Consider the following 19,906-nt stretch of genomic DNA (forward strand, 5'->3'; position numbering starts at 1 on the left):
GTTTTTTTGATTTTAAATTCACATGGTTGCCTGGGTTGGTTCGAGCTGCGTATCGTTAAATTGGATCGGTGTGAATTAAATTGAAAAAAATATTGCTGCTAACTCTCGTGTTTGCGCTGGGCGGGTGTGCCTTTGCCCCAGGCATGAAATTCGATTCCTATTCGCCGCTGGACGCAAGCGATCCTGAGTCGGTCCCGGTGATCACGCCGATCACCCTCAAGCTGGTGCAGCAGGAGAACGCCGAGCGCATGCGGCTATCCGGGCAAGGCGAGCAGTACCGGGAACTGATCGGCAAGCCGCAGCCGTATCGCATGGGGCCGGCCGACATATTGTCGATCATCGTCTGGGATCATCCTGAACTGGTGGTTCCTAACCTTACCTACACCCTGGGCGCTACCGGCAACCTGTCCAACAGCGGCATGACCGCGCAGACGCTGCCGGGTTATGTGATCAGCAACGAAGGCGAAGTGCAGTTTCCCTACGTCGGGCTGTTCAAGGCGGAAGGATATACCGAAGTAGAGGCGCAAAAGAAATTGCGCGGGCTGCTGGCCAAATATATACGTGATCCGCAGATCACCTTGCGCGTCATCGGCTACCGCAGCCAGAAGATCTATGTCGACGGCGAAGTGCGTTCGGCCGGGGTCAAGCAGATGAGCGATGTGCCGATGACGCTGTCGGAAGCAATCAACCAGGCCGGCGGCATTCCGCCAAGCGGCGACGCCAGCCGGATTACGCTGGTGCGCGGCGCCAAGAGCTATGAAATCAGCGTGCCGGACCTGATTGCGCGCAACCTCAGCCCCTCCGACATCATCTTGCAGAACGGCGACGTGCTGCGGGTCGCGCCGCTGAGCGACAACCAGGTGTCGGTTTCCGGCGAGGTGCGCAGTCCAGGCTTGCTGCCCTTGCGCAGCAACGGCCGCCTCACCCTGAGCGATGCATTGAACGGCGCCGGCGGCGTCGACGCCAACACCAGCGATCCAAGCGCGATCTATGTGGTGCGGGCCGCTCCCGACGGCACCATGCCCAAAGTGTTCCATCTTGACAGTAAATCGCCGGTGGGCATGGCGCTGGCGGAAAATTTCCCGCTGCAGGCCAAGGACGTAGTGTATGTCGATGCCCCAGGCCTGGTCCGTTTCAGCCGTGTGTTTGCACTGCTGGTCGGCACTTCTACTACCGCGGTCAATTCGCGTAACGCTGTGGATAAGAAAAATTGATCAAGTCCATTCTTATCGTCTGCATAGGAAACATCTGCCGCAGCCCCATGGCGGCGGCGCTGTTCGCAAAAAAACTGCCGGGACTGCATTGCCGCTCGGCCGGCATCGGCGCGCTGATAGGACAGCCCGCCGCGCAGGATTCGATTGAATTGATGGAGCAGCGCGATATTGACATCCGCGACCACCGGGCGCAGCAGCTGCAGTCCTGGCTGTGCGATTCCGCCGACCTGATCCTGGTGATGGATATCGAGCAGAAACAGCATATTGAAAAGCAGTACCCGACCACGCGCGGCAAATTGTTCCGGCTGGGGCAGTTCAGCCAGTTCGATGTGTTCGATCCTTACAAACGTCCGCGCGATGAGTTCGAGAGCTGCCTGCGCCTGATCGAACAAGGCGTGGACGACTGGGTAAAGCGCATCGATTCGGTCAATTAGCGACGGCCGGCGAACCTGTTGCGAATTTGCTGCCAGACGGCGCCGTGCGATGTCGGTGCGCGTCCTTCGCAAGCAATGCATGTTGTCAGTACCTCTATCAATATTTGCCAACCAGCTGAATAATCCATGACTTCACTCAATCCGCTGCAACAAAATTTCACCGACAGGCATGAGGAAATCAGCCTTGCGGCCATTCTCGATATTCTGCTGGACAACCGCTGGCTGATCGGCCTGATCACCGCCGGCTTTTTGCTGCTTGGCGCTTTATACGCTTTCCTCGGCACGCCCATCTACAAGGCCGACATCCTGGTGCAGGTGGAAGACAATTCTCCCAGCGCCGCCGCCAGCAACATGCTGGCCGACATGTCGGCGATGTTCGACGTGAAGTCCACCGCGCCGGCCGAAATAGAAATCCTCGGCTCGCGCCTGGTGGTGTCCAGGAGCGTCGACAACCTGCATCTGTTCATCGACCAGGGGCCGAAGTATTTCCCCATCATCGGCGCCTTGATCGCCCGCCATAACCTGGAGCTGTCGGAGCCCGGCCTGCTTGGCATGGGCGGTTATGCCTGGGGCAGCGAAAAGATCGATGCCGACGTCTTCAATGTGCCGCAGGTGCTGGAAACCGAAACCTTCAAGCTGACCAACCTCGGCAAGGGCCGCTACAGCCTGGCCAGCTCGGTGTTCGACCAGGTGTTCGAAGGCACGGTCGGCAAGACCGAAAAATTTACCGTAACCGCCGGCGTGATCGAGCTGCACGTGGCGCAAATGCAGGCCAAGCCCGGCATCGTGTTCAAGCTGGTGCGCAATTCGCGCCTGAAGACCATACAGGATTTGCAAGACCAGCTGAATATCGCCGAAAAGGGCAAGCAGTCCGGCGTCATCGGCGCCGAGCTGCTGGGGCCGGATCCCTACCTGGTTAGCGCCACCATGAATGAAATCGGCCGCCAGTACGTGCAGCAGAACGTCGAACGCAAATCGGCCGAGGCCACCAAGTCGCTGGATTTCCTGGACGGCCAGCTGCCGGAACTGAAGGCTGAGCTGGACAAGGCGGAAAACCTGTACAACGCCTTGCGCGAACGGGTCGGCACCATCGACATGGGCGAAGAAGCCAAGCTGGTGCTGCAGCAGTCGGTATCGACCGACACCCAGATCCTGGAGCTGAGGCAGAAGCGCAAGGATCTTTCCACCCGCTTTGCCGATTCGCATCCGTCGATCCTAGCCATCGATCGCCAGATTGGCGCGCTGCAGAGCGAGCAAGGCAAGATCTCGGGACGCATCAAGACATTGCCGAACAGCGAGCAGGATGTATTGCGCCTGATGCGCGACGTCACCGTCAACACCAGCTTGTATACCGGCTTGCTGAATAATATCCAGCAGTTGAAACTGCTCAAGGCGGGCAAGATCGGCAACGTGCGGGTGGTCGATTCCGCTGCGCTGCCGGAAATCCCGGTCATCCCGAAAAAACCGCTGGTGTTCGCGCTTGCGCTGCTGCTTGGCCTGTTCTTCGGCGTGGTGACGGCGGTGCTGCGCAATATCCTGTACGGCGGCATCAGCAACCCTGAAGACATCGAGCGCCACGCCGGCCTGAGCGTGTATTCGACCGTGCCGCTGAGCGACGCCCAGCAGCTGCTGAATTACAAGATCAAGACGAAATCCAAGGAGATGGCGCTGCTGGCGGTGTCCGAGCCGCACGATACGGCGATCGAAAGCTTGCGCAGCCTGCGCACCGCATTGCAGTTCGCCATGCTGGAAGCGCACAACAACATCGTACTGCTGACCGGCCCGGCGCCAGGGGTCGGCAAATCCTTCATCTCCGCCAACCTGGCGGCCGTGATTGCCTCTTCCGGGAAGCGCGTATTGCTGATCGACGCCGACCTGCGCAAAGGCCACCTGAACCAGTATTTCGGCATGGGCCGCGGCAAGGGCCTGTCCGAGCTGATTTCCGGCAGCAGCAAGCCGAGCGAAGCGCTGCATAAAGGCATCGTGCCAAACCTGGATTTCATTTCCACCGGCACCTTGCCGCCGAATCCTGCCGAGCTGTTCCTGGTCGGGCGCATGTCTGAACTGCTGCAAGAATTTTCCGCTTCCTACGACCTGGTGCTGATCGATACGCCGCCGGTGCTGGCGGCATCGGATACCGGCATCCTGGCGGCGCTGGCAGGCACGGCATTCCTGGTGGCTCGGGCCGAGACCACCAAGCTGGGAGAAATCGTCGAATCCATGAAGCGCCTGGCGCAGAGCGGCGTCCATGCGAAAGGCGTGATCTTCAACGGCCTCAGGCTGGATACGCGCCGTTACGGCTACGGCAATTCGGGACGTTATCGCTACACCGCCTATTCCTATAAACCGCAAGACGTCAAATCCTGATCGCACCCGCCACATGAAAAAAGCCAAGGCGCTGCTGCAAGTGATTTTTGAGCAAGCAGTTTTCACACTGTCGTTTTTTGCCACCCAGGCGCTGCTGGCGCGCTACCTGAGCGTGGAGGCGTTCGCGTCGTTTTCCGCGATCTATTCGGCGGTGATCCTGCTCAATATCGTGCACGGCTGCACGGTCATGGAACCGTTGCTGGTGTTCGCCAAATCGAATTATTCGATCGGCCGCAAGCTGTTGCTGCAGCTGCACCTGCCGGTGGCGCTGCTGAGCTTGCTGGTCGTGGTCTACCTGGTCTTGCGCATTCCCGATACGCCGCCGTATTTCATTTATGCGCTGATCCTGGCGCTGGCGGGTTTCGTGGCGTACTGGACCGTACGCTCGGTTGCGATCCTGGACAACAAAAGCCTGAAATCCGTGATACCGGCGCTGGCCCAGCTGGCTGGCGTGTTCGCGGCAATTGCGGTGATTCCCAAGGACAGTCCTTACCAGCTGAGCGAGCTGCTGGCAGCTATCGGCCTGCCTTTGCTGCTGGCCAGCGGACTGGTCGCCATCGGCTCGAAGAGGAAAGACGCCCATCCGAACCCCGTGCCCGGCGAAAAAATCTCCTGGCTCAGCTTCGGCCTGAACAATTCCCTGAGCCAGATCATGGTCTGGGCCATGACCCACGGCCTGGTGATCTATTACATGTCCAGGCAACAGGCGGACCTGGCGGCCAACTTCCGGGTAGTGATGACGCTGGTGCTGCCGGCGCAGTACCTGAATATCGCGATCTCGAACTTCGGCCTGCCGAGGCTGGCGCGGCTGGCCGATGAAAAATCGTCCAGCTTTGCCGCCATGGCGCGCATGCTGATCGCGGCGACGCTGGCTTCCAGCCTGGTGTACAGCCTGGTGCTGTGGCTCTCGGGACAATTGCTGGTCGGCTTGCTGTTCGGCGCCAAATACAGCGGCCTCGACATGCGCGACTACTTCCTGCTGCCGATGATCCTGGCGGCGATCCAGGGCACGCGCACCGTATTGAAGGCGCTCAGGCTGACCCACCACGCCAGCTGGGCGGTGGCCGGCGGCTTCCTGTGCTTCGTGCTGGTGTTTGTCACGCGCCCGGCGACCTCGGTCAGCACGGTGTTCGTGCCGACCGTATTCGGCCTCGGACTCGCTGCTTTCATCATGTTTTATCAAATCCGTAAAAGTCTGAAAGTGGTGGCCATATGAAAATCGTGATTTGCGCTGTTCCCTATAGCCCCAACCTGGGCGACGGCGTCATCTATGAAAACATCAAGCAGTTGCTGCTGGAGCGGGTTCCCGGTGCGCAGGTCAGCGCGCTCGACATTGCCGGCCGCGACGATTATGTGAAGACCGGAATCTCGAAAAAATCGCTGGTCAACAAAGTGCCGAAGCGGTTGCGTCCGTACGCAGTCTGCACCTATTTCAGCCTGCAGTATTTCCTGCGATGGCGCCGCAAGTGGGTAAGCCAGCTGGCGGACGCTGACCTGGTCGTGGTCGGCGGCGGCCAGCTGCTGCTGGACGTGCACCTGAATTTCCCGGTCAAGCTGTTCCTGCTGTCGAAGGCGGTCAAGGCCGCTGGAAAATCCGGCAAGGTCGCCGTATTCGGCGTCGGCGTGTCGAAGAGCATGTCTAGCGCCGGCACCGGCCTGACCAGGCGCACCTGGGAAAACCTGGCGCCGATCCAGGCCAGCACCCGCGATATCGCTTCGGCGCAGAACCTGAAGCTGATCTTGGGGCAGCCGCTGGATGTCAAGGTGACGCCGGATCCAGGCATCTATTCACAGCAGACGTTTGCCGCCTTCCTGCCGCCGCGCGCAACCGGCAACGTGCTGGGAATCTGCATCTCCAGTCCGCTGGAATTGAACCAGGCCGGAATGGAAAAACAGGATTACAGCGAGCGCATCGGAAAATATTTCCAGGAACTGGCGATCCAGGCGGTGACGCTAGGATACCGGGTCCACCTGTTTACCAACGGTTCGCCGGAAGACGAGGCGTTCAAGGATGCGCTGGCGGCCGGGCTGGACCCGGAAATCGTCAACCTGCCGCGCCCCGGGGTGCCGTCGCAGCTGGTGGCCAACATCGGTCAATGCGACTGTGTCATCGCGCACCGGCTGCACGCCAACATTGTCGCCTACGCACTGGATATCCCGAGCATCGGCCTGAACTGGGACAGCAAGGTCCAGTCATTTTTTGAGCTCACCGGCCGCGGCCGCTTTTTCATGCCGGCGCCGGTACCGGATGTCACCCGCACTTTCAAGCTGCTGTACCAGGCGCTGCAAGTCGACGGCACCGGCGAGAAGCTGCGCCTGACGCAGCAATTGACAACTGAAATTGCCGCCTTGCTGGAGCGTTCTGGCCTGGCAGGAAAGGTACACGCGGCAGAGGCGGATTCTGCGGCGAGGGCTGTCACGGCAGCGGCATAGGCAACCATGCGCTCCTTATTCGACAAACGCATCGCACCCGATATCCGGCTCATCTGCGGAATCTTGATGCTGGTGCTGACTGCGCTCATCTATATGTACCAGCGGGCGTTCCTTCCGAGTTATTTCTTCACCGATGAAACCACGATCATCGACCTGATGAAATATACCGACCTCAGCCTGGCCGAACAGAATTCGTTCGTCAGCACGGCGGTGATTTTTTCTTTCCTCGGGTCGGCCTGGTCGCAAGTGCTGCTGCTGGTAGCCACCTGCTCGGTGATCTTCTATATCAGCAGGAAATCGCTGCGGCTGGTCGACCTGGCGTTTGCCTGCGTCCTGATGCTGTCGTTCACGCTGTTCAACCTGAAGCTGTCGAAAGAGATCATCGTCATCCTGCTGAACCTGCTGGTGTGCTATGTCTGCACCTGGCGCATATCCAACCACGGCAAGACGGCGCTGGTGATTGCAATCTACCTGCTGTATGCCTGGCAGTTCCGCATCTACTACGTGCTGATCGCCGCCATCATGGTGGTCATGCATATCGTGTTCAGCACCCGCGGCAAGCTGCGCGCCGTGATCGTGCTGGGCATCATGGCGGCTTGCCTGGTGCTGCCGGGAGATTTCTGGAACCAGCTGCAGCAGGCGCGTGACATCATCAACATGGAAAGAGAAGGGCTGTCCGATTCGAAGACCATTTTCTCGAATGTCCTGACGCCGAACGGCATCATGACGGCTTTCCCGAATGCCGGTTTTGCCGCGCTGCGTTTTTATTTCGCTCCCATCTTTTCCCTGCGCGTGCAAGAGATATTCCTGTCTTTCACGCTATGGCTGCTGACCTTCCTCATGTTCCGGCGGCATAACCACAAACATCCGCTGTTCCTGCTGCTGGTCGCCAATTTCGCCATCCAGACTTTCTTCGAGCCTGACCTTGGGTCGTTTTTCCGTCACCTGACCGCTTATGCCTTCTGCGTATTCGGCATCGATTACCTTCAGCCGGGACGCATCCTCTTGCACCACCCGGCAGCAGCGCCAGCACCGGCGCATTTCTATCGGGAGACTTAAATGCAAAAGCAGGAACCCGTGCTGCATGTGTTGAATGTGGCAGAGACGATCAAGGGCGGCGTCGCAACCTACCTGGAAACGCTGGAGCGCCTCAGCGCCGATTTCAACTGCCGTTTCGACTACCTGGTGCCAGCCGCCCAGGCCGACCAGCTGAAAGCGGAGCGCGTGCACCATCATTCGCATTCGCGCGGCGGGCTGGGGCCGTTCAAGCTGGCGCTTGCGATAGTGCGCCAGGTGCGGAAGTCGCGTCCGGACATGGTCTATGCCCACAGCACCTTCGCCGGCGTTGCGCTGTGCCTGGCCAAGCCATGGCTGGGACGGAAGGTGAAGACCATTTATTGCGCCCATGGCTGGGCCAGTTTCCGCGACCGTAGCAAATCGGTGACCCTGGTTACCCGCGCCATCGAAAAAATCATGTCTTACATTCCGAACGCGGTGATCGATATCTCGCGCTACGAACATGTCAATAATCGCAAGTTCGGGTTCTCCCGCAATTGCATCCTGATCCAGAATACCGTGCTCGACCGCATCCTGCCGCCGGCCAAGGAGGACCCGGACGACGGCCACCTGCATATATTGTTTGTCGGCAGGCTGGATCACCAGAAAGGCTACGATATCCTGGTGGACGCCATCCGCATCCTGCAAAAGAAGCGACCGAAATATGTGTATCACATCGTCGGCGCGCCGGTGCTGGCGAACCTGCAGATCGAAATGCTGGAAGCCGCCAACGTGCATTATTACGGCTGGATCGGGCAGGCCGAGATCAACGCCTATTACGACCTGGCCGATGTGCTGGTGATGCCGTCGCGCGCCGAAGGATTCGGCCTGACGGCGCTGGAAGCTTTCCGCAGCTATGTTCCGGTGGTGGCCAGCAACCGCGGCGCCTTGCCCGATATCGTCGAGCACGCGGTCAACGGCCTGATTTTCAACTGCACCGCGGGCGACCTGGCCGAGAAGCTGGAAAACCTGAACCGCGCCAGCCTGGGTGACTACGCAGAAGCAGCGCGCGCCTCTTACCTGACGCGTTTTTCTCCAGGCCAGTTCATCGCCAGCTACCAGAAACTATTTTCTCGCCTGCGGTAAACCAATTAACGCCTTTACCGTCCAACAGGATCCTATTCGACCGGAGCGAAAGATGAAACTACCTGCAGCATGGCTTATTCCTGTGTGCGGCGTATTGGCGGCTTCTCATGCGTCTGCGTGGGAAAAATACGGCATCCACTCCGCCTATCCGGCGGCTATCAGCGTCCAGATCAATCCATCGCAAATAACCAACCAGCAGCTGGCGGCCATCAAGGACGCCGGCTTCGAGTACGTCAGATTCGGCACCCGTCCGCCGGTCAGCGACAAGCCGCAGGATTTTTCGGAACTGCTGGAGCGCTTGCGCAAGGCCCAGCTGAAACCGATCATCACCCTGTTCGGCGGCGCCACGGTCTGGATGCAGCCGAAGCGGATGATGTCGACGACCATGACGCCGCTGGATGCGGCCGATAATTTCTCCAGATTCGCGCTGACCACCTTGAACCAGTACGCGGATCCCAACATCCTGTGGGAATTATGGAACGAACCGGACAATCCGACTTTCCTGAAGCCGGGCATGCTGCAAACCGGCCTGGTGCCGGCAATCCAGAAAATCTGCGCGGCGCTGGAACAGCAAAAGGGCGGCGCCAGGAAAAACATCTTTGGCTTCGGCTTCGCCAAGCTGCCCAACCTGCAGCCCAAAATTCCCGATGACAAGCTGCTGGCCATCTCACTGCAAAATTGCCTGAGCGGCGTTTCGGTGCACCCGTACCGGAAAATTCCGGAGACGCTGGCCGACGATGCGTCCAAGAGCCGCGAGCTGCTGCACAAGTACGGCAAGGGCGAACTGCCGATGATTGCATCCGAATGGGGTTATTCCAACTTTACCGCGGCCCGGGACCAGGGCGGCCAGGCGCAACTGGTGCTCAGGGAATACCTGTCCACGGTATTCGCCGGCATTCCGCTGGTGAATATCTACCAGTGGCAAGATACCGGGCCGGACCGGGCTGCGCGCGAACAAAACTACGGACTGACCGACAGCAGCGGCCAGGTCAAGCTGGCTTTGCCCGCGCTCAAGCATTTGCTGGGCAAGCTGAAAGATACCCAGCTGGCCGGCAGCGAGAAAGTGGGTGAGGCTTATCAGCTGGTGTTGAATAGCCAGCCAGGGGCTTCGGCAAAACGCAGTGTCCACGTCGTATGGAGTTCTGCGGCGCGTCCTGGCGGCGGTTTTTCGATCCCGCGGAACAAGGGACAGCGCTGCGTGATCAGCGAGTTTTATCCGCAGCAGGGCGACAAGCCCTGCCTGGAAGGCGCCGCCAGCGTTGACCTCAACGCCGGCCCGTCGCCAATGGCGGTTACGCTATACGACTAGGGCCGGCCGGTCCTAGATCTTGTCGGCGACGAAGTTGTTGAGGAATTCGCGGAATTCCTTTTTGACTTCAGGGTGCTTCAGCGCGAATTTTACCGAGGCTTGCAGGTAGCCGAGCTTGCTGCCGCAGTCATAGCGCGTGCCTTCGAACTGGTAGGCCATCACCGCCTCTTGACCCAGCAGCGACGCAATGGCGTCGGTCAGCTGCAGTTCGCCGCCCGAGCCTGGCTGGAGCGTGTGCAGGTGATCGAAAATCGATGCGTTCAGGATGTAGCGTCCGACCACGCCCAGGTTGGACGGCGCATCTTCCGGCGCCGGTTTTTCAACGATGCCGTGCAGCTTGTGCAGGCGGTCGCCGGCTGGCGTGCCGGCCACCACACCGTAGGAACGGCTCTGCACCGGGGCGATCGATTCAACGCCGATGATGCTGCTGCCATAGTCCGCATACAGGTCGGTCATCTGCCGCATGACCGGCGTAGTCCCATCCAGCAGGTCGTCTGCCAGGATCACTGCAAACGGTTCGCCGTGCACCAGCCGCTCGGCGCACATCACGGCATGGCCCAGGCCCAGCGCTTCCGCCTGCCGCACATAAAAACATTCGACATTCTTGGGCTTGATTTGGCGCAGCACTTCCAGCAGCGCCTGCTTGTTCTTGGCCAGCAGTTCGGCTTCCAGCTCGTAGGCTTTGTCGAAATGGTCTTCGATGGCGCGCTTGTTGCGGCCGGTGACAAAAATCATTTCGGTGATGCCGGCGGCGGCGGCTTCTTCCACCGCATACTGGATCAAGGGCTTGTCTACCACTGGCAGCATTTCCTTGGGGCTGGCCTTGGTGGCGGGCAGGAAGCGGGTGCCGAGGCCGGCGACAGGAAATACGGCTTTGGTGATTTTTTTATGCATGCTGATGACTCTTGAAGATAGATTTGTAAAAAAAAGCGCCGCGGGCGGCGCCAGGCAAGCTATTGATCAATAGGCAGTCTTGCCGCTCCAGCCCTTGAACGCGGTCCACAGCAGGATCCGGAAATCCATCAGGAACGACCAGTTCTGTATGTAATGCAGGTCGAACTGGACGCGCTTTTCCATTTTTTCCAAGGTGTCGGTTTCGCCGCGGTGGCCATGGATCTGGGCCCAGCCGGTGATGCCGGGCTTGACGCGATGGCGCACCATGTACAGGTCGAGCAGTTCTTCATACATCTGGTTGTGCTGCAAGGCATGCGGGCGCGGACCGATGACCGACATGTCGCCCAGCAGCACATTGATGAACTGCGGCAGCTCGTCCAGGCTGGTGCGGCGCAGGAACTGGCCGATCCGGGTGATGCGCGGATCGCCTTGCGTGGCCTGGGTGACCTTGTTGTGCTCCTGGTGCAGCTTCATCGAACGGAATTTGTAGATCATGAATTTCTTGCCGTTCAGGCCCAGCCGCACCTGCTTGAAAAATACCGGTCCCGGCGACGAGATCTTGATGGCGACGCCGATCGCCACGAACAGCGGGGTCAGGGCAGTTAGCGCTACCAATGCAAAAAGCTTGTCCAGCAGGTGCTTGCAGATGCCGCGCGCACCGCTGGGAGCCGGGCGGTTCAGCTCCACGGTCGGCGTGCCGAGGAAATTGGTCATGCGGCGGCTGATCATCTGGATCGCCATCGTATCCGGCACCCAGCGGATGTCGACCAGCGTATTGCGCAGGTGGATCTGCAGGGGCCGCAGCTGCGCCGCTGCGCTCATCGGCAAGGTGATCCAGATTTCATCGATCTGGTTGGCGCTGACGTAAGCATGGATGTCTTCCAGCTTGTTGATGCGCGCGATATTGGCGTCCTGCAGGTTTTCGGTCTGTTCGGCGCTGCCGACCACGGCGTTGACCTCGTAACCGATCCACGGCTGCTGCAGGGCGCGCCGGTGCATTTCCTGCCCGGTTTCGCCATAGCCGACGATGATCACGCGCTTGAAGTTGAAGCCTTGCTTGCGCATGCGCGTCAGCGCGACGAAGGAAGCGAAGCGGTACAGCAGCAGCAGGACCATGCTGGTCAGGTACCAGTACAGCAGCCAGTGATGCGAGATGCGGCCGATGCCGGGCACCATGCGGCTCATGAAAATGCCGAGGATCAGCACCAGCGCCCAGGACGCCGCCAGCCGTACGAACGTGGCCGACGCCGGTCGTTCCGGCCAGGCGGTGTAGAGATCGAGCTTGGCGAACAGCATGAATGCCAGCACGCAGCAGAAATACAGCAGCACCATGTGGACTGGCGCCGCTTCGGAGAGGTTTGTGTGGAAAACGAAATAGGCGACGGCATTGGCGGCGATCGCCAGGATCGCCGTATCGGCAATCCGCCTTGGGAGCTCCTGTCCCAAAACATACTGGAGGAAGGTCAAGTGTGTTGAGTGTGACATGAGATTTATCTTATTGGACTATCAAAAAAGCGAATGAAGGTCCGTACTCGCTTTCAAGCCTTGAACCCAGCATCATCCAAAGCGGTTTTTACGACTACTGCAATGCAGCAAGTTACCTTCAGGAATTATGGTAATCATTAAAAACGATTTAATCAACGTAAACATTTTAATTAAATAGATTTTTCATGAATTTAATGATGATTTCTTATTCTTTTGGTATTTTTAGGAGGGGCGGCTTGTCAAAGGAATATGGAGAGATGCGTTGGAGCAGCGCCCGGCCGGAAAAACGGGGAAGGGTGGAAAACAGCGCCAGGCTGAGGGCCTGGCTTTGCCGGGGCGGCGAAAGGGGGAGATTTTCCAGGCCGGTCGCTGTTGCTAAACCGGCATGCCAGGGATTACGTTTTGAGGAGAATCAGGGACGCCGGTTTCAGGCAAAAACAAGCGTGTCGTCTTTGCCGATGAAGTTTTTCCCGCGCGCACCGTCCATGGCGCGGCGCACCATCTGCTGTGCTTCTTCCGTCGTCACGCCATAGTCGGAAAAACGGCTGCCAACCTCCAGCTGCAGCAGGAATTGGCGCAACTGCCGTTCCGCCGCTTCGGGCCCGGCGCCAAACACTCGTTGCAGCACAGCGTCGCGCGAAGGGTCGGCGCCCCAGGCCATGCGCAGCACCATCGGCAGCGTGAATGAGCAGGCGATGCCGTGCGGCAGGCCATGGCGCAGCGTCATCTCGTAGGAAATGGAATGGGCCAGCGCGGTCTTGGTGTTGGAAAACGCCAGGCCGGCTTTCAGCGCCGCCAGCGCCATGGCCGAACGCAGGCTGAGGTTGCCGAGATCCGCGGCCAGCGCCGGCAGGCAGGCCAGGATGTCATGGATGGCTGACACGGCGTAGGTGTCCGAGATCGGATTGGCGTTAACGTTCCAGATCGACTCCAGGGCGTGCGACAGGGCGTCCAGCCCGGTGGAAACCGTGGTTTTCCCGGGCAGGGACAGCATCAGGGCGGGATCGACGATGGCCGCCTTGGGCCAGGTGCAATCCAGGTGCAGTGAATATTTCTTCTGCTGGCCGGCGTCCCAGATGGTGGCCCATGGCGTGACTTCGCTGCCGGTGCCGGCGGTGGTCGGTATGGCGACCAGTTTCTTGGCCATGGGCGGTGCAAACGGCCCGGCGTCAGCCAGCAGTGCCAGCAACTCCTGGAAACTGCCGCTGGCGGTGCCGACCAGCAATGCCTTGGCGGTATCGATCACGCTGCCGCCGCCCAGCGCCACGATGGTCTCGCATGCCTGCCCGTGCCGCCAGAACTGTTCGTACATCGCGCCCAGTTCTGCGACGTCGGGATTGGGCTGCACGTTGTCGATGACATAAGAAAGCCGGTCTCCCAGCAACTGCTCCACTTCGGCTACCAGGCCAAGCGCTCGCGCTTCCGGGAATGTCACCAGGGCTGCCTGGCCCGGTCCCATGACCTGCGGCAGGTGCTGCAGGCTGCCCGCGCCGAAGTGGATTGCGACCGGATTGTGAAATCTTTGCATCATTGCTGCTTCCTTATGCCGTAGGGTTTCTCAAGCCATGGAAACTAGCACGCGCGTTTTACCGCAGAATGACAGGGTCGCCGAGACATGGTGCGCTGCCAGGGTTGTTTTTTTAAAAAGCCTGTGGTTTTGCGCCTGCGATAGGTAGAATCTAAGCAGGATATGACTCGAAGTTAACCACTGTTCGAAAGAAAACCATGCCCAGCACCGCCATAGAAAGAAAACAGCAGAAATTGGCAGAAATGGTCGAGTTCGCACGCGATCGCCTGCCGCAGGAAGTGTTCGCCACCATGCAGCCGTTCCTGCTCGAGTATTACGCCCAAGTGGGGGAAGAACTGGTCTTGAGCCGCGACATCGCCGACCTGTACGGCGCCGCCGTCGCCCACTGGCAGTTTGCGCGGCATTTCGTCAGCGGCGCGCCGCGGGTGCGCATCTACAATCCGCGGGTGGACGAGCATGGCTGGCAGTCCGGCCATAGCGTGATCGAGATCGTCAACGACGACATGCCGTTCCTGGTCGATTCGGTCAGCACCGAGATCAACCGCCTGGGCCTGACCCTGCATGCGGTGATCCACCCGGTGTTCAGGGTCTGGCGCGACGCCGCCGGCCAGGTCGAGAAAATCCAGCGCGCCAGCGAGAATGGCGGCAAGGACAGCGACAAGGCAAAACTGGAGTCGACCATCCATATAGAAGTCGACCGCTGCACCGAGGCTGCCAGGATGGAAGAAATCCTGGCCGGCGTGCTCAAGGTGCTGGGCGACGTGCGCGCCGCGGTGGAAGACTGGCGCCAGATGATGACGGCAGCCAGCGCCGCGATCGACGACCTCAAGCAGCAGGACAACGGCGATGCCGCGCAGCAGGGTGAAATTGCCGAGGCGCGCGCTTTCCTGGAGTGGATGATAGACGACCATTTCACGTTTCTCGGTTATCACGACTACGAACTGGTGGTCAGCGACGGCGAAAACTACCTGCAAGGCATGGCCGGTTCCGGCCTCGGCATCCTGCGCGATTCCCTGCGCGCCGCCGACAGCGCCGACATGACCAGGCTGCCGGTCAGCGCGCAAGGCATCATCGATGCGCAATCGCCGATTTTCATCACCAAGGCCAATTCGCGCGCTACCGTGCACCGCGCCGGTTATCTCGACTATGTCGGCGTCAAGCGCTACGGCGCCGGCGGCAAGGTAGTCGGCGAGCGCCGCATTGTCGGCCTGTATACCTCGACTGCCTACATGGTGCCGACCAGCGAGATCCCGCTGGTGCGGCGCAAGGTGGCGAAAGTGCTGGAGCGCGCCGGTTTTGTCCCGCGCGGGCACCTGGCCAAGACCATGACCACCATCCTCGAGCAGTACCCGCGCGACGAACTGTTCCAGGTCGATGAAGACGAACTGTTCGATACCGCCAGCGGCATCCTGCGCCTGGAAGAGCGCCAGCGCACCCGCCTGTTCGTAAGGCGCGACGCTTTCGGCCGTTATGTTTCCTGCCTGGTGTTCGTGCCGCGCGACCGTTTCAACACCGAGCTGCGCGAACGGATCCAGGACTTGCTGCTGGATGCCTTCAACGGCACCGGCGTCGAATTCACGCCCCTGCTGTCGGAATCGGTGCTGGCGCGCATCCAGTTCACGGTGCGCACCGAGCCGGGCAGCGTCGCCGACATCAATGTCGAACAGCTGGAAGCGCGCATCGTGCAAGCCACGCGGCGCTGGCAGGACGACCTCACCGAAGCCCTGCTGGAACAGCGCGGCGAAGAGCAGGGCACACGGCTGCTGCGCCGGTATGCAATGTCGTTCCCGGCCGGTTTCCGCGAAGACTACTCGGCGCGCGCCGCGGTGCACGACATCGCCTTGCTGGAAGCCGCGCAGCAGGATACCGGGCTGGCCATGAGCCTGTATCGTCCGATCGAAGCGGCGCCGGCGTCGCTGCGCCTGAAAATCTACCGCGCCGGCAAGCCGATGGCGCTGTCGCAGAGCCTGCCGATGCTGGAGCACATGGGCGTCAAGGTCAACGAGGAGCGGCCCTACCGCATCGAACTGCAGGATGGCGAACCGGCCTGGATACACGATTTCGGCATGCAGACCGCGGACGACAGCGAAGTCGAGATCGAACACATCAAGGGCGTGTTCGAAGATGCATTCGGCCGTGTCTGGAGCGGCGAAGCGGACAACGACGATCTCAACCGGCTGGTGCTGCTGGCCCAGCTCAACTGGCGCGAAGTCACCATCCTGCGCGCTTATGCGCGTTACCTGCGGCAAGTCGGCTCCACTTTCAGCAACGCCTATATCGAACAGGCCCTGACTGCCAACCCGGCGATTGCGCGCAAGCTGGTGGAACTGTTCCTGGTGCGCTTTGATCCGGCCCAGGCGGCCGGCGCTGAAGCCAAGGCCAAGTCCTTGCTGCAGAAGACCGAAGAGGCGATGGACCAGGTGCCGAATCTCGACGAGGACCGCATCCTGCGCCAGTTCCTGGGGGTGATCAGCGCTACCTTGCGCACCAATTATTTCCAGCACGGCGCCGACGGCCAGCCCAAGCCTTACCTGTCGTTCAAGTTCGATCCAGCCAAGGTGCCGGGGCTGCCGGCGCCCAAGCCGATGTTCGAGATCTGGGTCTATTCGCCGCGCTTCGAAGGCGTCCATCTGCGCGGCGGAAAAGTAGCGCGCGGCGGCTTGCGCTGGTCTGACCGGCGTGAAGATTTCCGTACCGAAGTGCTGGGCCTGGTGAAGGCGCAGATGGTCAAGAATGCAGTGATCGTGCCGGTCGGATCCAAGGGCGGTTTTGTGCTCAAGAGCGCGCCGCCGGCCAGCGACCGCGATGCCTACCTGCGCGAGGGAGTGGCCTGCTACCAGAACTTCCTGCGCGGGCTGCTTGACCTGACCGATAACCTGGTCGACGGCAAAGTGGTGCCGCCGCAAGACGTGGTGCGCTACGATCCCGACGATCCTTACCTGGTGGTGGCGGCCGACAAGGGCACCGCCAGCTTCTCCGATTACGCCAATGCGGTGTCCGCCGAATACGGCTTCTGGCTGGGCGACGCTTTCGCCTCCGGCGGCTCGGTCGGCTACGACCACAAGAAAATGGGCATCACCGCGCGCGGCGCCTGGGAAGCGGTCAAGCGCCACTTCCGCGAAATCGGCGTCAATACCCAGGAACAGGATTTCGCGGTGGTCGGCATCGGCGACATGTCCGGCGACGTGTTCGGCAACGGCATGCTGCTGTCGCGCCATATCAAGCTCCTGGCCGGCTTCGACCATCGCCACATTTTCCTCGACCCGGATCCCGACCCTGCGGCCAGCTTTGCCGAGCGCGAGCGCCTGTTCGCCTTGCCGCGCTCCAGCTGGGCCGATTACGACACCAGCCTGATCTCTAGCGGCGGCGGCGTCTATGCCCGCAGCCTGAAGACCATTCCGTTGACGCCGCAAATACAGGCGGCGCTGGGCGTGACCGCCAGCGAACTGGCGCCGACCGAACTGATACGCGCCATCCTGCTGGCGCCGGTGGACCTGCTCTACAACGGCGGCATCGGCACCTACATCAAGGCGGCCCGCGAAAGCCACGCCCAGGTCGGCGACCGCAGCAACGATGCGATCCGCGTCAACGGCGCCGAGCTCAACTGCAAGGTGGTGGCAGAGGGCGGCAACCTTGGCTGCACCCAGTTCGGACGCATCGAGTTTGCCCAGAAGGGCGGCCGCATCTGCACTGACGCCATCGATAATTCCGCCGGTGTCGACTGCTCCGACCACGAGGTGAATATCAAGATCATGCTCGGCCTGATCGTCAGCGAAGGCGAGATGACCGAGAAACAGCGTAACAAGCTGCTGGCGGAAATGACTGAAGAAGTCGGCCTGCAGGTGTTGACCGACAACTACTACCAGACCCAGTCCCTATCGGTGGCGGGCCGCCGCGCCGCCAGCCTGCTGGAGCCGGAGTCGCGCCTGATCCGCTTCCTGGAACGCGCCGGCCGGCTCGACCGCGCAGTCGAATTCCTGCCGTCGGAAGAAGAGTGCGCGGAGCGTAAGACCGCCAAGCAGGGACTGACCACGCCGGAACGTGCGGTGCTGATGGCGTACGACAAGATGTGGCTGTATGAAGAACTGCTGGCCTCGGATTTGCCGGCAGACCCGTTCATCGCCGGTTCGCTGGCTGCCTATTTCCCGCAGCCGCTGCGCGAACGCTATCCGGAGGCCATGCAGCGCCATCCGCTGGCGCGCGAGATCATCTCGACCTACCTGGTGAACACGCTGGCCAACCGGGTCGGCGCCACCTTTGTCCACCAGCTGGCCGATGAAAGCGGCGCCAGCCCGGTCGACGTGCTGCGCGCCAGCGTCATCGCGCGCGAGGTGTTCGGTTTCGAGGAAATCTGGCGCGACATCGACGCTCTCGACAACCTGGTGCCGGATGCCTTGCAGGCGCAGATGTTTGTCGACGTCGGCGGACTGATCGAACATGCCAGCTTCTGGTTCTTGCATCGCCACGCGCAGGAAGCGTCGATCGAAGCCACGGTGGCCCGTTTCCGCCAGGCCGCCGACCAGCTGGGGCCGCAACTGGTTTCGCTTCTGGCGGCCAGCGACGCCGAAGCGCTCAAGGCAAAACGCGATGCCTTGATACAGGCCGGCGTCTCTGAGCAGCTGGCGCGGCGGGTCGCCAGCGCCGAGCTGATCGGCGCGGTGCTGGACATCGCCGAAGTGGCGGCCTCCACAGGACGCAGCCTGGAACTGGTGGCGGCAGTCTATTTCGCACTGGACGTCAATCTCAACTTCGGCTGGATGCGCGAACGTGCCGGCGCGCTGCCGGTCGATTCGCACTGGCAGACCCTGGCGCGCACCGCCTTGCAGAGCGACTTGACAGGTTTGCAGCGCGCCTTGACGGCCAAGGTGATCCAGCTGTCGCCGTCGCTGGAACAGTCGCAGGACATGATCGAAGTGTGGCAAGCCGCCAGCCGTACGCCGCTGGAACGTTATCGCCGCCTGCTCACCGATTTCCAGATGGGCGGCAATGTCGACCTGGCGATGCTGTCGGTGGCGGCGCGCGAGATGCGGGCAATTGAAACCATGTAAGTTGGGCGCGTTGCGCCCAACCTGCCAGGCAGAAAGGCAAGGCCATGCATACCGTTTCGTTCGACGCCGACGGCGCCATCTGCACCATCACCATGGCGCGGCCGGAAAAACGCAATGCCGTCGACCGCCCGATGGCCGAGGCGTTGCGCCTGGCGCTGGAACGGTTTGAAGCCGAGCCGGCGCTGAAGGTCGCGGTGCTGGCCGGCGCCGGCGGCCATTTCTGCGCCGGCGCCGACCTCAGCGCTATCGGCGATCCTGCCTTGCGCAACGAACTGCGCGCCGATGGCGGCGGCAGCGGCCCGATGGGGCCGAGCCGCATGGCCTTATCGAAACCCCTGATCGCCGCCATCAACGGCTGCGCCGTAGCCGGCGGGCTGGAGCTGGCGCTGCTGGCCGACCTGCGGGTGGCCGACGAAGACGCCGTACTCGGCGTGTTTTGCCGGCGCTGGGGCGTACCCCTGATCGACGGCGGCACGGTGCGCCTGCCGCGCCTGGTCGGCATGGGCCGCGCGCTGGACCTGATCCTCACCGGCCGTCCGGTGACGGCGGCCGAAGCCCTGGCCATGGGCCTGGTCAATCGCGTCACGCCGCCCGGCGCGGCGCTGGCGGCGGCGCAAGAGCTGGCGCGCGAGATCGCCGGCTTTCCGCAGCAATGCATGCTGGCCGACCGCCGTTCCGCCTATGAACAATGGGACCTGCCGCTGGCCGAGGCGCTGCGCCGCGAGGGCGTGCAAGGCGTGCCGGTGGTATTCGCCGAAGGCGAAGCGGGAGCCGCCAGGTTCGCGCTCGGCGCCGGCCGCCATGGCCGCGCCAAGGACTGAAAAGTCTTATACGTCAAATCGACAAGATCCGATTGTTGTCAAATCCATCCTGTTTCACATCCACCCTGTTTCACATCCACCTTCTTGCTTCGCGCGGGATAGCTGCGCCTGGAGAAACAAAAGGAAGGAAACTTGACTGGGGTCAATGCCGTCTTGTCTATGAGCTGGCTAAGATGGCATCAAGCTAAAGCAATGCAAGAGGTATTGCGGAGGCAGATAACCGATAACAGG

Annotated in this window: 13 protein-coding genes; 10 read left to right on the top strand and 3 right to left on the bottom strand. The window is 61.1% G+C overall.

Features of this window, described 5'->3' with window-relative positions; genetic code table 11:
• Positions 1 to 92: 92 nt before the first annotated feature.
• The 8 genes from V8G57_RS20145 to V8G57_RS20180 all read left to right on the top strand — a co-directional run bounded on the left by V8G57_RS20145 (position 93) and on the right by V8G57_RS20180 (position 9,899).
• Positions 93 to 1,214, top strand: a complete 1,122-nt coding sequence (locus V8G57_RS20145) for a polysaccharide biosynthesis/export family protein (RefSeq protein WP_342830867.1) — start codon at positions 93 to 95, stop codon at positions 1,212 to 1,214.
• Positions 1,211 to 1,648 carry a low molecular weight protein-tyrosine-phosphatase gene (locus tag V8G57_RS20150; protein ID WP_092392540.1) on the top strand — a complete coding sequence of 146 codons (438 nt, stop codon included), beginning with the start codon at positions 1,211 to 1,213 and terminating at the stop codon, positions 1,646 to 1,648. Before V8G57_RS20145 ends, V8G57_RS20150 begins: the two co-directional genes overlap by 4 nt.
• A 126-nt stretch (positions 1,649 to 1,774) precedes the next feature.
• The gene (locus tag V8G57_RS20155; protein ID WP_342830871.1) at positions 1,775 to 4,015 is read left to right on the top strand and encodes a polysaccharide biosynthesis tyrosine autokinase; all 2,241 of its coding nucleotides are present in this window, start codon (positions 1,775 to 1,777) and stop codon (positions 4,013 to 4,015) included.
• Between the two features lie 13 nt (positions 4,016 to 4,028).
• Positions 4,029 to 5,231 carry a hypothetical protein gene (locus V8G57_RS20160; protein WP_342830873.1) on the top strand — a complete coding sequence of 401 codons (1,203 nt, stop codon included), beginning with the start codon at positions 4,029 to 4,031 and terminating at the stop codon, positions 5,229 to 5,231.
• Positions 5,228 to 6,448, top strand: coding sequence for a polysaccharide pyruvyl transferase family protein (locus tag V8G57_RS20165; RefSeq protein ID WP_342830875.1), 1,221 nt, complete (start codon positions 5,228 to 5,230; stop codon positions 6,446 to 6,448). Before V8G57_RS20160 ends, V8G57_RS20165 begins: the two co-directional genes overlap by 4 nt.
• Before the next feature lie 6 nt (positions 6,449 to 6,454).
• Positions 6,455 to 7,507, top strand: coding sequence for a hypothetical protein (locus tag V8G57_RS20170; RefSeq protein WP_092392548.1), 1,053 nt, complete (start codon positions 6,455 to 6,457; stop codon positions 7,505 to 7,507).
• Positions 7,508 to 8,590: a glycosyltransferase family 4 protein gene (locus tag V8G57_RS20175; RefSeq protein ID WP_092392550.1), complete on the top strand. Its 1,083-nt coding sequence runs from the start codon at positions 7,508 to 7,510 to the stop codon at positions 8,588 to 8,590.
• Between the two features lie 52 nt (positions 8,591 to 8,642).
• A complete protein-coding gene (locus tag V8G57_RS20180; RefSeq protein WP_342830878.1) occupies positions 8,643 to 9,899 on the top strand; it encodes a hypothetical protein in 1,257 nt (418 codons plus the stop codon).
• 12 nt (positions 9,900 to 9,911) lie between these two features.
• On the opposite strand, the gene galU is transcribed toward V8G57_RS20180, so the two are convergent.
• The 3 genes from galU to psrA all read right to left on the bottom strand — a co-directional run bounded on the left by galU (position 9,912) and on the right by psrA (position 13,809).
• Entirely contained in the window at positions 9,912 to 10,793 is an 882-nt protein-coding gene (galU, locus tag V8G57_RS20185; protein WP_092392553.1) for a UTP--glucose-1-phosphate uridylyltransferase GalU, read from the bottom strand.
• 66 nt (positions 10,794 to 10,859) lie between these two features.
• A complete protein-coding gene (locus V8G57_RS20190; protein WP_092392555.1) occupies positions 10,860 to 12,278 on the bottom strand; it encodes an undecaprenyl-phosphate glucose phosphotransferase in 1,419 nt (472 codons plus the stop codon).
• A 427-nt stretch (positions 12,279 to 12,705) separates the two neighbouring features.
• Entirely contained in the window at positions 12,706 to 13,809 is a 1,104-nt protein-coding gene (psrA, locus tag V8G57_RS20195) for an iron-containing alcohol dehydrogenase PsrA (RefSeq protein WP_342830881.1), read from the bottom strand.
• Between the two features lie 209 nt (positions 13,810 to 14,018).
• Here psrA and V8G57_RS20200 point away from each other — a divergent pair, with 209 nt between their 5' ends.
• Together V8G57_RS20200 and V8G57_RS20205 are read left to right on the top strand one after the other, a co-directional pair.
• Positions 14,019 to 18,854 carry an NAD-glutamate dehydrogenase gene (locus tag V8G57_RS20200; protein ID WP_425458311.1) on the top strand — a complete coding sequence of 1,612 codons (4,836 nt, stop codon included), beginning with the start codon at positions 14,019 to 14,021 and terminating at the stop codon, positions 18,852 to 18,854.
• Positions 18,855 to 18,898: 44 nt separating this feature from the next.
• On the top strand, positions 18,899 to 19,675 hold the full coding sequence (locus tag V8G57_RS20205) for a crotonase/enoyl-CoA hydratase family protein (RefSeq protein WP_342830885.1): 777 nt from the start codon (positions 18,899 to 18,901) through the stop codon (positions 19,673 to 19,675).
• Positions 19,676 to 19,906: the final 231 nt, after the last annotated feature.

This window comes from Collimonas rhizosphaerae (assembly GCF_038896935.1).
In the GTDB taxonomy this organism is placed as follows: Bacteria; Pseudomonadota; Gammaproteobacteria; order Burkholderiales; family Burkholderiaceae_D; genus Collimonas; species Collimonas rhizosphaerae.